Origin of the sequence: Photobacterium damselae, from assembly GCF_003026815.1 — a bacterium.
Classification (GTDB): Bacteria; Pseudomonadota; Gammaproteobacteria; order Enterobacterales; family Vibrionaceae; genus Photobacterium; species Photobacterium damselae.
Map to the genome: position 1 here is coordinate 101,109 of NZ_PYOG01000003.1, position 14,578 is coordinate 115,686.

Below are 14,578 nucleotides of genomic sequence, written 5' to 3' on the forward strand. Positions count from 1 at the left end.
ACAAAAACGATTTAAGAAATTGCCGTAAACCGATTTAATCAGATTAGAAATAGTATCTTGAAACCTTAAACGCTTGTATGGCTGAAATTTACAAAGAGTCCCTAATCGTTTTAAAAGCTTGTTTACCACTATCCTGAATCCAATAGATTTCATGTGCAAATGAACTAAGCAAGTCGTTGTTGCTATCTTCATCGGAGTAGTCATGTTTTTGAATTCGTTCTAGGTAACCCTCAAATATTTCTGTTAGGTGCTTTGTGTCCATACTTTTATCTATTTCTGCAATTAATCCAAGTCGTTGCATCCGTAGTACTGCGAGTTGAAAGTTTGAGTCATGTAGGGCCTGCTTTTCAAAATTTAGTTTTTCAGACTCTCGTGAAATTACATTGTTGGCTTCTGCTCTTGTCTCTTTAGGTGCATTTCGTGTTTCGAATGCCAACTTACTGCAATGAAAGAAAAAAGAAAAATTTTGCATATATCCTTGCACAACCAAGCAATAGCAATCTTCCGCTTCTAAAACCGCATTTAATTTTGGTCCCAAGAGTTGCTGTTTTTTCCAGCTCAATAATGTGATTAACGCAATAACCGCTGCTGCAATAGTAAACATTGCAGCAACAAAGTTAACTAGTGCTACTATTTCCGTATTCAAAAACTCAAACTTCAATTTATCAACCTACTACTATTTCTGCTAACGCCCGCTTAAGGGGTAAGCGAACGCGTGCTATGTTTGAGCGAAGCGAGTTCGGCACGCGTTTACGAATCCCACTTAAAACCACTGTTAATTGGCTTTTTTCACTTTTGCCAACACCTCTGGCTTTTTCAGCTCAGTCGTCAAGAATGTTACCCATTGCTTGGTGTATAAATATCCATCAAAACCCTCAATAAATGATGCATACTCACCTTTAAAAGCTGGTGCATTATCGCGAGGACGAGCTTCGAAATACTTCCAACACTTCGTATGAAGTGGCATGTTGAAAAACGGAAGTTTCTCACGGACAAGAGCCATTACTTTTGATGGTTTTAATTTGTATGGATTTTCAATACCTTTAATAAACGCTACACCCTGTTCGTAGTTTTGCAGTTCTTCTTCGGTGAGTTTGTTTACATTAATAAACTCAACAGCGATATCAGATGATTTAGCATGGTTGCCAAGCTTAGGAACTAACATAGCGCGAATACGATATTGTTGACTCTCAACTATGTTGTCTTCTAAGTCAGCGCGATAAGTTTCCATATAATGGCGAACAACTTTGTAGTTTTCTTTTTGGAGCTGTTTCATCGCATCAATTTGGGCTTGTTCAGATATGCGACTTAGTTGCATAGCAATAGCTAGGTTTGTACATAGTGCATGGGAGTCACCAAACTCTTCTGCTAACAAGTTTTCAAAATTAATAAGAGCAGCTTGGCACTCACCTGCAACCGCAAGCTCTATGGCAGGAAGGCTGCGATGTTCGATTTTGTTTCTTAGTCCAATCAAAAATTGAAGGTTATACTTCTCTGGACGTTCAACGCCATTCCAATACTGATTACAGCACTCCATTAGTTCCCACGCTTTTTCTTCGCCGTCGATAATGACGGGCTTCCCATCTTTTAGGTGGAAGTAATCAATGCCTTTCTTTTCAAAAATTGCGTGAAACAGTGCTGTATAAGCAATAACAATATTTACGATATAACCATAGGTTTTAAACTCAGTGTATGGGTTGTTGTATGTTGATACTGCTAGTAGTGCAAACTCTCTAGCTTTATGTAGTAACATACCTTTCGCAGACTGGTCTGCTACTTGTTGTAACTTTTGACTATGGACTGCCCTAAACTCATCTTTACTAAGGAATTTAATCCCAGTAGTGAGGTAATGAGAACCATCCTTTTGGACATATTGATGCCAGCGCTTTGATGGGTATGTACCACAGGTCTGCTTTTTCCAACCAGTAGCTTTAGCCAATTCATCAATCGTAAACGACTCGCCTTCATTTTCTTTTGAGGAAAGAAACTTATAAGCCAAATCTACTTTATCGTATCTACTCAATCCTATTACTCCTCACGGATTTAAAGTCAATTAATACCCTGTTATATTTCAAGAACGATGGGGTCAATAGATAACCTAGAGTTATCGGATATATCCTCGACAAACTCAGCCCATGCCCCCCTCTCGACTCTTCGGCTGCAATAATGTGATGTAGACCTAATGAAACCAATAGATACATCGTACAAATCTTGAATGAATTCTTCGATCGTAGCTTCATTGTTATCACCGTATGATAAAAATATAGAGTCGCGATAGTTAGCTTTTCCACGGTAACGAAATGCCTGAATAAGAAAGTTTACTTGCCCCTTTTCTAGTGCACGATCGCGAACTTCACGAGCAGCTTTCGTACGAAAGTTGTCAACACCCAGTGCTTTGAAATCACGAGAAGTTCTTACTCTTTCTTCTGTTTCCCATTTTTTATAACCATGAGTTCCCTTTAGATACGAAACCAATGCGCCATGAGCCGTTTCATTATCATAAGCCCTATCATTTAAATCGTAACGATTGCTCCCTCTATACGCCGTTATTTCAGCATCAGCAGTTTTGGAAACTAAGCTAGTTAGAAGAAGGTTGAATGGGTAAGGGATCAGTTCTTTTTCCGCAATGTCTGATTGCCATACTTTCGCTGTAGCTGTGTGCGTTTCTTGAATAGAACCAGAAGATGCTGCAACCATCGCACTAGCGGAAAAATAGATACTGTAATACCAAGATATAATAGCTGAACGACATATATCATATTTGTCTCGGGCATTTTCATTCATGCTCTTGAGGGAAGACAGATTATGTAAAGCCATCATTGTATTTTCAAACACAAGCGTGTCAGCTTCACGATTAACAGGTCTCCGTTGAACCCGAGCATATAAGTCACTTAATTTATCGTCAGCACAAACACCATCGTTAACAACTTCGGCAAGAGCCCTCATCCAGTTTACAGTGCCCTGAAATGCAAAGCGTGGCTCTGCCTGATCACCAGCTTCAAATAACGAGCTTGGTGGCTCTAAAAAGCTTTGGGGCAATTTTGAGCCAGCGATGTTCGTCTGACTCAATGTAGGAAATATACGTGTTGGTTAGTGCAGCAACTTAAGCCCCCAAGTTCGCCCGCTTTTCTCGGAAACAACACCAGTACGAGAGGCCTTTACTAGCGTTAGGCTCTAATTCTGGACATTTTTTCATAGTGTTCAGGATAGCCTGTCTGTTCAAAAACCAATCTAAAGCCTTCTTTAAAATCGTGGTAATCAAACTCCTTAAAATCGAAGATATTCTGACCTAATGAGTGCGACTCGCGATTGATGTAACGTACAAATGACTGAAATCTTGGATTCTTCAATTCAGGTTTTTGAACCACATTACTTAGATCGGCTTTCTGTACGAAGTTAAAGAAATATTCAATAATATTTCTCATACAATTAGCAATTAAAGCAGGTGGTTGTTTATCATCATTAATTACAGACCAATATGATTGGTAGTCATTTTGTACTTCTTCGTATTTCATTGTGTTAATTGAACTGCCGTTTTCGTTCTTCGATAGACGGTATAAATTTTGATTTTCTTTCCTTCTATTGTGATTCGCATCAGCAAGTTCATAGAAAAAGTACAAGCTATGAGTCAAGATAAATACTTGCTCAATATTTTCTGAATTAAAAAAATCATTTTTGATTAATTGGCCTATATTATAGACAAAGATGTGTGACAAGCTTGATACTGGATCGTCAATAACAGCTACTTTTTTCACTTGTCCTTCTGTCGCGCTCCGTTTCCCTTTGAATAACTCTCTAAAATACAAGAAGCTGATAATCATCTTTTCACCTTCACTTAATGATGAAAAGATTTTCGAGTTAGAGTCAGTACGAACTAAGCGATACAACTCATCTTCATACTTCTCTATGTAGAAGTCTGTAATGCCAATATCCGTTAAACCTTGGTTAATACTGATTATCGCATCATTAATATTTACTGTTGATTTTTGATGCTCAGCCCTTTCAACGTCTTTCGCTTCTTCTAGAGCTACCTTTGCAGCTTCCTCTTTAGTTTTGTCAGCGATGACCTTGTTAGCATCGTTTTGAACATCATTAAAATTGCTGATTGTTTGGTCATATTCGTATCGTAAGATTCGCCAAAACTCAGCCTTAATTTTTGTTAATTCATTTGCAGAGTTATCGATCTTAGCATTATGTTCACTTATAAGTTTATTAATCGAGTCAACGACAAGATTAAATGCTTCAACAGATTCAGAAACATCGGTCAAAACGACTTGTAGACTCGGATTTGAAACTTTTTGCTTGATGAGCTCAAGATTAATTTCGGTGTCTCTCGATAGTTTAGCGTAATGTTCATTTAATTGAGCTATATAGTCTGTAGAGAACTGAGTTACTTTATAATCGTCTAGGCTTGGAATACTCTCAACTATTGCGCTGTAACGAGCCTGAATTGCTTTAACTTCATTCACGCTGTTTTGGTATGACTCGTCAAAATAGCCACGAATTTGTTCAGCTAGATGTTCTGTCATCGTCTCTGATTGACAGAAAGGACACTGAGAACCCTCTATTTGCTCGAGATATTTAAGACCTTCACTTACCCAGTCAGAGTTTTTAAGCTTCCCGATAAGTTTTGCAACTGGACTGTCTTCGCTACCTACAATGATTTCATTTAACGAAGCTAAGTCATCAGCAGATAAATCAAACATGCCTAGCTTACTAAGAACAGAGTGTTTTATTGCAGTATCACCATCTATAGCATTTGCTTCTTCTTTGAGGTCTGCAATTGTCTTAGATGGTTTAGATGCGGGTAGGGGTATAGAGCAAAGATGGTTGAAAAGTGGCTCTTTACCGCCCATTTTGCCTTTCAGACAAAATTCAAGTACTCGATCCCCACCTGCGTAGTTGGTTTTGATTTCCCAAATTTTCTTCTGAGCCTTATCCTTTGCATCATTAATCTTAGAACGTTGTTCACCAATTTCTCTTTGGATCTGCTGCTTATCTTTAGCAATTTCCTCTAACTCAAGAGTAACTGCCTCTACCTTCTCTTTTGCTTCTTTATTTTCCTTAGATAGGCTAAAAATACCGTTAAGAGTATCTTTTGCGTAGAAGTTATCTTGGATGAATTTTTGGTTGTAAACGAGAACCGTATCACCAGAATCACGGTGAGAGCACTGCTGATATTTTGTACTTTCAGGATTATAAAAATAGTTTGAAAAAGTACTTTTTCCTGACCCGTTCAGTCCATAAATTATATTGACTTTTTTGTCAGTTCTTAGCTCGCTTTTCGACCTGTAACTCGCTACATTTTCTAGCACAATATTAGTTAACACTAGTTTTCCTTAATAAATCATAATGTTCCGTAGACTCTACCGACACATTACATTCATTAGAAAATGTTAGTCAAATAACTGATTAATAAATTGAGATATGAAATCAGACTGACAAGATTTGGGGCACTTCTAAGTTTCGAAATGCCATCAGTGAAGGTTCTGGATCGAAGTGGTTTAACTACCATACTAATACTTACGTTCGGACAAGCTAGGTTTGGTTAAAATGAAGTGGCATAATGAATTTGGAATTAAGTTATCTCGAATAGTGTTAAATTTTTTTAATTAGCGATGCTGCAATGCGTTTAAATGAGGCAAAGCAGGTATCAAAATCGTGAGGTTGTTGGTTAAAAACCATTGGAGTGACAAAAGCCTCAAAGCGTTGGCGATAAAGTGAATTAGCTTCTAATTCTGATAAGCCACTTTGTAGCTCTTTAGATGGATTATTTACAAATTCATCATGTTGATTACCAAAGCGAGTGATATCTTCTTGTAATACTGCATTAAAGAGCGGTGATAGTGATTCAATATCAATTGGTTGTGTTGCGTCTATGCAGTAAACATCGTAGATATGACGCACTAATGTGTGATCGTCTTTACGATTTTCATCACGCTTAGCCAGCATGGTACGACGAAGCATTGAAATGATCTTTTCAACTAACGTGACATGAACAGATACACAAGTAAATGCTTTAACTTCTTTCTTAGTTCGGTAAAGTTCCGCTACTAAGGATTGTATGCTTCGCTGCTCTGTTTCTTGTAATGGAATGGTTTCCATCAATTCAAGTTTGATAATGGGGCGTAAGCAAGGCGCTTGACTAAACTGCTGTGGATATTTTAAGTCATATTCCACATAGCGGTATTCGTCCCATGCTTGTTTATCTTCAATCGAAAAGGTATTTGACTCTTCAATCACTTTTTCAAGTATCTCAAGCAATAATTTACGAACAGTTTTTTTCTTACTTCTGCTTAATGTATAAAAGTCGGCATTAGGGATCAGCTTGATATCGACATCTTCAGACATGCGCATAATCTTCACATTGGATTTTGCCAATGCAGTACCGCCAGAAAAGACCAGTTGATGAGAATCTATGGTGAGTTTTTCAAGTTGCGCTAACAGTGCCACAACCCAATAATCTTTTTCAATGATAGCTGGGTTTCCGAGCGCTAAAGCATCGGAAACCTCAAGAAACTGATGTTTCAGCTTATTCATGATTAATTTGGCGAGTGTATAACACGACTACCCACTACCAGTTTTCGATTAAACTGTTTTAAGTTCCATGAGTAATTAATGGATGAAGGAATTTGAGTACTTTCACCCGATAAGCTTTGAAGAGACAGGCTATCTATCTCAAAATCTACGCCTTTCATCTTAAGGATTTCTCGCATAAGTGCGTCCGTCCCACCTGGATGAGTTGGCATTGGCTTACCTGTTAAACTATTCATTCGTGATTTGATGTAAAGGCCATAGCCGATTTTCATTAATTCGCCTTGGTTTACTAATTGTTTCAAAGCGCGACCGACTTGATCATAACAAGCTACACCTTCAAAGTTTTTACGTTCAAAAACATAACGTCTTGAACGTTTTATCTTTTGATAAATACGATCAGCTGTAGTCATTTGAACCTCCATACTCTGACTTATAGTGAGTATAACTTACAAGCTTGATTTAAGGAATAAATACGACATTACTTAAGTCTAAAAAACGACATTTAAAACACATTAAAAACCATTAAGCCACTGTTATTAAATGTATTTATTTTTAATTTAAAAGAGTGATGCATAACGTAATATCATCACGACATGATTTACGAGTCGATGTTTTCTGATATATTGAGAGCGTCGTCAATTTCTAAGCATGTTCGTATGCGCCAAATCTCCACTACACACAACCCTTGATAGTGATAGAATCCTCCCATCAGAATTACCGAGAAAATCTATGTTTATCCATCATGTAAACGACATCGACTGGCTGGTGATTACAGCTTTTGAAGAACTAAAAACGTTATTTATTGAAGATGCTGGCTCGATCCCCTCTTGCTTCTCTATTGCCAGCGAATTGAGCCTGATTGATCAAGCTAAGCGAACTTATGGATATTTACCTACACTCAGTGGCGTAATCACCGATACAGGCACATTTCAAAGCCCAAATAACGCAGAAGACTTAAACCCACAGCTTGCCTGCCTAGTTGAGGGACGTGGTCGAGTATTTATCTATCATGGTGGATTTGTCGCTTTTGTGGATGATGAGCAAACCTTTATTACCCAAATAGGCTAAAACATATCTATGACTTTACTCTATTAACGTTTGACGAATTATTAAGTAAATTACAGAAACTGAATTAAGCAGTCAAAACCTCTCATCAGCCACAAACGTCACGATTAAAGCGAGCCACTCATATAAGGTTCGCTTTTTATATTTCAACGAGTCAACTCACAGATAGTTATACACTTCCCTTCCCATTTATCGATCAACATCACAAATTTCAATCCTTATAGGTATAACATTTAACTATCGGTTATAGCCTAAGGAGCAAATCATGGTTATTAATCACTCAACGAAGTTACCAACACATCAACCTAATACCTTTTTTATGGCATTAAAGGGAGTTTGGAACTTTGCAGTGGCATATGTTGCGTTAAGTAGTTGTATTTATATTCTTTACGGCGCAGTCACTAAAGACTTGTGGGGGTTAGGGAATTATAACAACCTTATTATTGCGATAATCATCCCAGTATTGTGCCTAATTGAATTGAAATTTGGTGTGATCAGTTCTAGCGTAGCAAAAATCTTTACTAAAAAATGAGATACCCAAGAACGAAAGATAACTTAGGTATTCTCTCTTCACTGGTTTTCTGCTGAGTGGGCGATTTCAGCTTGAACTCGCTTGCTCAAACTTGCAAAAACTAAGCGATACGATTCTGTTAAATAGTATTTTAGATCATCATCTAAAGTACCAGAGGTCTCAATCTGCTGAATCCACTTCATACCTCGGCTAGCAAAATAAGGCGCAGGTTGATAGCCATCCACATGACACAGAAAAGCAAAGTTTCGCTCTGAAGCTTTAAAGCTAAACCCAGACGCTCCTGTTTTTGTGGTACTACCAATAGCAAAAACTTTTCCACCAACCTTCCAGACATGAGACTGATTCCACTGCACAACATAAGTCGTTGCCGTTAGATCACGACAAAAACGATTAAACTCATCAAATGTCATAAATTCACCAACATCAAATAAATCAAAAGCAACAATTTACTAATATGAACTAAGTTAGATTCTTGTTGTTCGATTGTAACCAAGATAATCTAAGAAAATTGAGCCATTTCGCAAGGAATTTTACCATGGATTTTCGTTCCGATACCGTAACACAACCTACCCCTGCTATGCGTGAAGCAATGTTCTCAGCCCCTGTTGGTGATGATGTATATGGCGATGACCCAACAGTTAATGAATTAGAAGCATTTGCCGCTCATTTAGCAGGGTTTGAAGCTGCCTTATTTACTACGTCAGGGACACAAGCGAACTTACTTGGCATTATGTCTCATTGCGACCGTGGAGATGAATACCTTTGTGGTCAACAGGCTCACAACTATCGATATGAAGCGGGCGGTGCTGCGGTTTTAGGTTCTATCCAACCCCAGCCTATTGAAAATAATCCAGACGGTACTTTACCTTTCGATAAACTCGCCGCAGCCATCAAACCTGATGATTTCCATTTTGCTCGAACTAAACTCCTCTCGTTAGAAAATACCATTAATGGCAAAGTGCTACCTTTAGCTTATTTGGCCCAGGCTAGAGAATTTACTCAGCAACACAACTTACAGTTACACCTTGATGGCGCTAGAGTATTTAATGCCGCCGTCGCTCTTGATGTTCCTGTAAAAGAAATTGCTCAATACTTTGATTCTATGACCATTTGCTTATCTAAGGGTCTGTCAGCACCTGTGGGATCACTTTTACTCGGCAGTAAAGAATTCATTGCAAAAGCTCGTCGTATAAGAAAAATGCTAGGCGGTGGCATGCGTCAGGCGGGTATTTTAGCTGCGGCGGGTAAACTGGCGTTAACAGAACAAGTTAAGCAACTTTCGGTCGATCATGATAACGCAAAATATCTGGCTCAAGAGCTATCACAGTTATCAGGTTTCCACGTCAAACCAGAGCTTGTTCAAACCAATATTGTCTTTGCTAAACTTGATGAAAATATTGATATTTCGCTTATCGCTAACCAGCTAAAAGAGAACGGAATTTTAGTTTCACCTAGTAACCCTATTCGATTTGTGACTCACAAAGATATTAGCCGCGATAATATTACGACACTGATTACTCAGCTAAAGTCTGTTCTATAATTTTACTTTGGACGACTAATAACAAGGCCCTTAAGCTCATCGAACTTAGGGGCCTTATTGTCTACGTATTTCTATTACTCATTTTGATTGTCTATCTAACAAGCTTTCACAACCAAAATAATACCTTCAACATCAATAACAACTATTTTGGTGCCTGCGGGTAAATCTTCATTACAACGAACAGCCCAAGTTGTATCACCCAAGTTCACACGTCCACTACCACTAACGAGAGCTTCTTGTAGTATTGTAGTTTGACCAATAAGTTGTTCATTGCGTTGATTTAATGTGCGTAGCTTGTCGTCTTTTTTATCCTGCTTATGCTGATAACGCCACCACAGCCAAGTTGTAAATAACGAAATAACAGCAAAACTTACCCACTGTAGCGACCAAGAGATAGGTAGCAGAAAGGTAAGAATACTCACAACTATGGCTGAAATTCCAAGCCACAGAAGATACCCTGCAGTTCCTAGTAGTTCCAACAATAATAAAACCAGTCCAAATACCAACCAATGCCATGGATTCATTTGGCTAAGCAGGTCAATCATCATTATTTACCTTTATCTTTACTCGACAGAAGTTCTGCAATACCTGCAACAGATCCCATTAGCCCCGTAGTTTCAAGTGGCATCATAATCACTTTATTGTTTTCTGATTTACCTATGGTTTTCAGAGCTTCGGTATAACCTTGTGCAACAAAGTAATTCACGGCATTCACATCACCTTTAGCAATAGCTTCAGATACCATACTGGTTGCTTTTGCTTCCGCTTCTGCCGCTCTTTCACGAGCCTCTGCCTGAAGTATAGCAGCCTGCTTTTCACCCTCGGCTTTTAAGATCTCAGATTGCTTTTGACCTTCAGCTCGTAAAATCTGAGCTTGACGCACACCTTCAGCTTCTAAAATTTCTGCACGCTTATTACGTTCTGCTTTCATTTGAGCATTCATCGCCGCGGTCAGATCTGCTGGTGGCTGAACATCACGAATCTCAATACGAGTTACCTTAATACCCCATGGATTTGTCGCTTGATCGACAATCGTTAATAAACGTCCATTGATTGTATCGCGCTGAGACAACATTTCATCAAGTTCCATTGAACCTAACACGGTACGAATATTAGTTAAGGTAAGATTGCGAATAGCAGACTCAAGATCACTAACTTCATACGCGGCTTTTGCAGCATCAAACACTTGAATAAAACAAACCGCATCAATAGTGACATTCGCATTATCTCGGCTGATCACTTCTTGGGCTGGAATATCAAGAACTTGTTCCATCACATTGACCTTTCTGCCAATTTTATCAACAAAAGGAACAATGATATTAAGACCGGGTCTTAGTGTTTTTGTATAACGACCAAAACGCTCTACCGTCCACTGGTGTCCTTGAGTTACTGTTTTAACAGCCGAACCAATTAACACGATAACGACAACAACGAGTGCCGCTATTGTTATTAATGAATCATATGGCATTCCTTTTCTCCTTATTCATTACTAATTGGAATACAATACATCAGAAAAAGATTCATAAGCAGAAGTTTTTTTGCAATTATGTCTTTGATCTCAAAGTCAACAGAAAACTATGTTGTATTTATCTTAGCTTACAAATATAAGTCGATTAATTTATGGTTATGACAGATTTTTTCTTAACCTATATTTAGATCTCAGGAATAGTAAAGAAGTACGAATATTTCGTTGCTTTCATTAATTAAACTTGTATTCTAAATCTACTGAAGTATTAATGTGTGTCATATTCATGGAAAGAACCTTAGCATTAGAAAACGCCTTTACAGCCTTCAAGAGTTCAAATCGGACTGATTATCAAGTGAATGGTCAATTAACAAATAATATAGATGCCGCCATTCTTTATTTAAAACAACATCTTGAACAATATCCAAATGATCACTACGCTGCTTTAACCCTCGGAAATCTTTATACTTTTCAAGGAAGATACTTAGCAGCCTTTTCGATTTGGCAACCCCTTAGTAACTTACCTAAAGTTGCTCATAATGCAAAAATAATGAATATTGCGTGCTTTTATTTGGCAACATGGCATCACTATAAAGATGAATTATTTGAAAGTGAATATTTCAGTCAACTGCTTCATAAATATGCTCCAAAGCGATCACAGCATTTTGATTTATTGATACATACCTTACACCACTGCCTGTCTCTTCCCATCAAACACAACCTACCAAATAGTAATTTAAATAATCACGCAATTATTGTTTTAGGCCACCAGCTAAATCCTGATGGGACCTTGTCCGACTTTGCAAAAGATAGACTAAAAATTGCAATTAAATTAAAAAAGAAAATAACCAATAGTCTGATCTTTCTTACCGGAGGGCGAGCACAAAACGGTATGAGTGAAGCGCAAGCTATGAAGCAATGGTTACAAGAACGCGGTATTGATCATTCTGATATTGTGTTAGAAGAACAGTCTCGTAATACAATCGAAAATGCACAATATACCGTACCTCTTCTTCATCTATATGCTATCGAGTCAGCAACAATAATCAGTAACTCAATTCATGTTCATCGAGCTTTGCTTGCTTTTTCACTATCGAATAATAAGCAGGAAAATTCCGCTATCGAATGGCAACATGTTGCGGTAAAGGATGGCTTACTTGCCAATAACATGATTGACGAAGAGACTAAACGTAATTGCTATATAGATGCCCTACGCTGCTTAGACCTTCCAGCATTTTATTGTCCACCTGAAATGATTTCAGTCTAAAACCTATTTATAACAGCTCCTTTTGTTGGGGCTGTTATAAACTCGAGGAAAAAATTCGCATTATTTCAACCTACTGTCTAATTTGTATATGAAACTAGACTCAACAAGGATGAAATACAATGCGATATACCCTCGTCGCCCTATTAGGAATAATGACTGTATTTAACAGTTATGCTCAAGAATCAAAGCCTGCCAGCGAGGCTACAAAAGCGGCAAATCAACAAGTTCAAAACAGCCTTCCATTTTCAAATAAACAAGATTTTGAAGATGCCCAAAAAGGTTTTATCGCCAAAGAAGAGCCATTAACGATTAAAGATGCGAAAGGCAATGTCGTCTGGGATCTAGAAGAGTACAAAAAATATATTGGGTTAGATAAAGCGGCTCCAGATACTGTAAACCCAAGCCTCTGGCGTAATGCTCAGCTTAATATGATTAATGGTCTATTTAAAGTTACTGATGGTATCTACCAAATCCGAGGCTATGATCTATCTAATATTACTTTTATTGAAGGTAAAACAGGTTGGATCGTATTTGACCCTCTAATTTCCCGAGAAACAGCAAAAGCGGCTCTCGATTTTATCAATAAAGAGCTCGGGGAAAGACCGGTTGTTGCGATCATTTACAGTCATAGTCACATTGATCATTTCGGTGGCGTCAAAGGATTAGTCACTGATAAAGATGTTGAAGACGGTAAAGTCGTTGTTATTGCATCAGATGGTTTTACTGAACATGCAGTTTCTGAAAATGTCATCGCCGGTAATGCCATGGGGCGCAGAGCAATATATATGTATGGCGCCTTATTACCAAGAAATGCATCCGGTGGTGTTAATGGTGGTTTAGGGCAAACTACATCAACCGGAATGGCCACTCTCATTAAGCCAACAGATCTTATTAAAGAAACCGGTGAAGTAAGAACCATTGATGGCGTCAAAATGGTATTCCAATTTACACCAGGTACAGAAGCTCCAACTGAAATCAATACTTGGTTCCCTGAGAAAAAAGCATTATGGATGGCAGAGAATAGTACCAATACCATGCACAACATTTTAACGCTTCGAGGCGCACAAGTACGCGATGCTTTAAAATGGGCAACCTATCTAAACGAAACCATTGAATTATGGGGTAATGAAGTTGAAGTTAAGTTTCAAAGCCATCACTGGCCAATGTGGGGTGAGAAACGCATTGTTGACTATCTTAAAAAACAGCGTGATATCTACAAATATATCCATGACCAATCCGTTCGTTTGATGAATCAGGGGTATGTTGGCTCGGAGATATCAGAAATGATCACTCTTCCTTCTGAATTAGAAAATAACTGGAGTACTCGAGGTTATTACGGCACGTTACGCCATAACAGTCGTGCTGTTTATCAACGCTATATGGGCTGGTATACAGGTAACCCGTCGGATCTTAATAACCTACCTCCAGTCGATGCTGCTAAAAAGTACGTTGAGTACATGGGTGGTGAGCAAGCTGTAATCGATAAGGCGCAAAAAGACTTTGATAAAGGCAATTATCGCTGGGTGGCAGAGGTTCTTAAACAGGCTGTTTTCGCCTCACCGGATAATGCAAAAGCAAAAGCTCTACTGGCTGATACATACGAACAGTTAGGCTATCAAGCTGAGTCTGGTCCATGGCGCTCAGTATATCTACAAGGAGCTTATGAGTTACGTAATGGCGTTCCTACATCAGGTGGAACTCAAACGGCAACACCAGATATTATTAAAAATATGCCTCCTGAGATGTACTTTGATTATCTAGCAATAAGGCTAAACCCAGAAAAGGCGGCAGGTAAAAACTTTATTATTAACGTTGACTTTACCGATCTAAAAGAAGAGTACACGCTTTATGTAGAAAACTCGGTATTAAACTACAGCAACAAAATTAATAAAGAACCCAATGTCTCACTTTCATTAACCAAAGCAACGCTAGATAAAATCCAGTTAGGTGAAATAACTATTGAACAAGCCATTAAAAACGGTGACGTTAAACTAACTGGTGATAAAGCGGTTTTAGAAGATTTTGTCGGTATGCTGGATACCTTCAATTTCTGGTTCAATGTAGTGACACCTTAATCGTCATATCACATATTTAACGACTCTAACTATCAAGCCCAATGTTCTCATTTGCATTGGGCTTTATTTTGTTAGAATCAAACAATCATTTGCTATG

The 14,578-nt window shown here is 38.2% G+C and carries 14 protein-coding genes; 5 read left to right on the forward strand and 9 right to left on the reverse strand.

Annotated elements, in window-relative coordinates:
* Window positions 1–88: 88 nt before the first annotated feature.
* The 6 genes from CTN07_RS04885 to CTN07_RS04910 all read right to left on the reverse strand — a co-directional run bounded on the left by CTN07_RS04885 (window position 89) and on the right by CTN07_RS04910 (window position 6,947).
* The gene (locus CTN07_RS04885) at window positions 89–661 is read right to left on the reverse strand and encodes a hypothetical protein (protein WP_005304559.1); all 573 of its coding nucleotides are present in this window, start codon (window positions 659–661) and stop codon (window positions 89–91) included.
* Between the two features lie 114 nt (window positions 662–775).
* Window positions 776–2,023 (reverse strand): DUF3644 domain-containing protein, encoded by a 1,248-nt coding sequence (locus CTN07_RS04890; RefSeq protein ID WP_005304554.1) that lies wholly within the window; start codon window positions 2,021–2,023, stop codon window positions 776–778.
* Between the two features lie 41 nt (window positions 2,024–2,064).
* A complete protein-coding gene (locus CTN07_RS04895) occupies window positions 2,065–3,069 on the reverse strand; it encodes a hypothetical protein (RefSeq protein ID WP_225314647.1) in 1,005 nt (334 codons plus the stop codon).
* A gap of 98 nt (window positions 3,070–3,167) precedes the next feature.
* Window positions 3,168–5,330 (reverse strand): AAA family ATPase, encoded by a 2,163-nt coding sequence (locus CTN07_RS04900; RefSeq protein WP_005304548.1) that lies wholly within the window; start codon window positions 5,328–5,330, stop codon window positions 3,168–3,170.
* Window positions 5,331–5,598: 268 nt separating this feature from the next.
* Window positions 5,599–6,540: a nucleotidyl transferase AbiEii/AbiGii toxin family protein gene (locus CTN07_RS04905; RefSeq protein ID WP_005304544.1), complete on the reverse strand. Its 942-nt coding sequence runs from the start codon at window positions 6,538–6,540 to the stop codon at window positions 5,599–5,601.
* Between the two features lie 2 nt (window positions 6,541–6,542).
* A complete protein-coding gene (locus CTN07_RS04910) occupies window positions 6,543–6,947 on the reverse strand; it encodes a DUF6088 family protein (protein WP_036765520.1) in 405 nt (134 codons plus the stop codon).
* A 319-nt stretch (window positions 6,948–7,266) separates the two neighbouring features.
* On the opposite strand from CTN07_RS04910, the gene CTN07_RS04915 reads away from it, so the two are divergent.
* Both CTN07_RS04915 and CTN07_RS04920 read left to right on the forward strand, forming a co-directional pair.
* Complete coding sequence (locus CTN07_RS04915; RefSeq protein WP_036765519.1) at window positions 7,267–7,605, forward strand: hypothetical protein; 339 nt, start codon at window positions 7,267–7,269, stop codon at window positions 7,603–7,605.
* A gap of 262 nt (window positions 7,606–7,867) precedes the next feature.
* A complete protein-coding gene (locus CTN07_RS04920; RefSeq protein WP_036765517.1) occupies window positions 7,868–8,134 on the forward strand; it encodes a hypothetical protein in 267 nt (88 codons plus the stop codon).
* Between the two features lie 38 nt (window positions 8,135–8,172).
* Here CTN07_RS04920 and CTN07_RS04925 read toward each other — a convergent pair whose 3' ends face one another.
* Window positions 8,173–8,544 carry an MmcQ/YjbR family DNA-binding protein gene (locus tag CTN07_RS04925; RefSeq protein WP_036765515.1) on the reverse strand — a complete coding sequence of 124 codons (372 nt, stop codon included), beginning with the start codon at window positions 8,542–8,544 and terminating at the stop codon, window positions 8,173–8,175.
* A gap of 125 nt (window positions 8,545–8,669) precedes the next feature.
* On the opposite strand from CTN07_RS04925, the gene ltaE reads away from it, so the two are divergent.
* Window positions 8,670–9,674 (forward strand): low-specificity L-threonine aldolase, encoded by a 1,005-nt coding sequence (gene ltaE, locus CTN07_RS04930; protein ID WP_005304539.1) that lies wholly within the window; start codon window positions 8,670–8,672, stop codon window positions 9,672–9,674.
* A 95-nt stretch (window positions 9,675–9,769) separates the two neighbouring features.
* On the opposite strand, the gene CTN07_RS04935 is transcribed toward ltaE, so the two are convergent.
* Entirely contained in the window at window positions 9,770–10,219 is a 450-nt protein-coding gene (locus CTN07_RS04935; RefSeq protein WP_036765513.1) for an NfeD family protein, read from the reverse strand.
* Between the two features lie 2 nt (window positions 10,220–10,221).
* Window positions 10,222–11,142, reverse strand: coding sequence for an SPFH domain-containing protein (locus CTN07_RS04940; protein ID WP_036765510.1), 921 nt, complete (start codon window positions 11,140–11,142; stop codon window positions 10,222–10,224).
* Between the two features lie 283 nt (window positions 11,143–11,425).
* Between CTN07_RS04940 and CTN07_RS04945 the strand changes: the two genes are divergently transcribed.
* Together CTN07_RS04945 and CTN07_RS04950 are read left to right on the forward strand one after the other, a co-directional pair.
* Entirely contained in the window at window positions 11,426–12,406 is a 981-nt protein-coding gene (locus tag CTN07_RS04945) for a YdcF family protein (RefSeq protein WP_005304527.1), read from the forward strand.
* 119 nt (window positions 12,407–12,525) lie between these two features.
* Entirely contained in the window at window positions 12,526–14,481 is a 1,956-nt protein-coding gene (locus CTN07_RS04950) for an alkyl/aryl-sulfatase (protein WP_005304523.1), read from the forward strand.
* Window positions 14,482–14,578 lie beyond the last annotated feature (97 nt).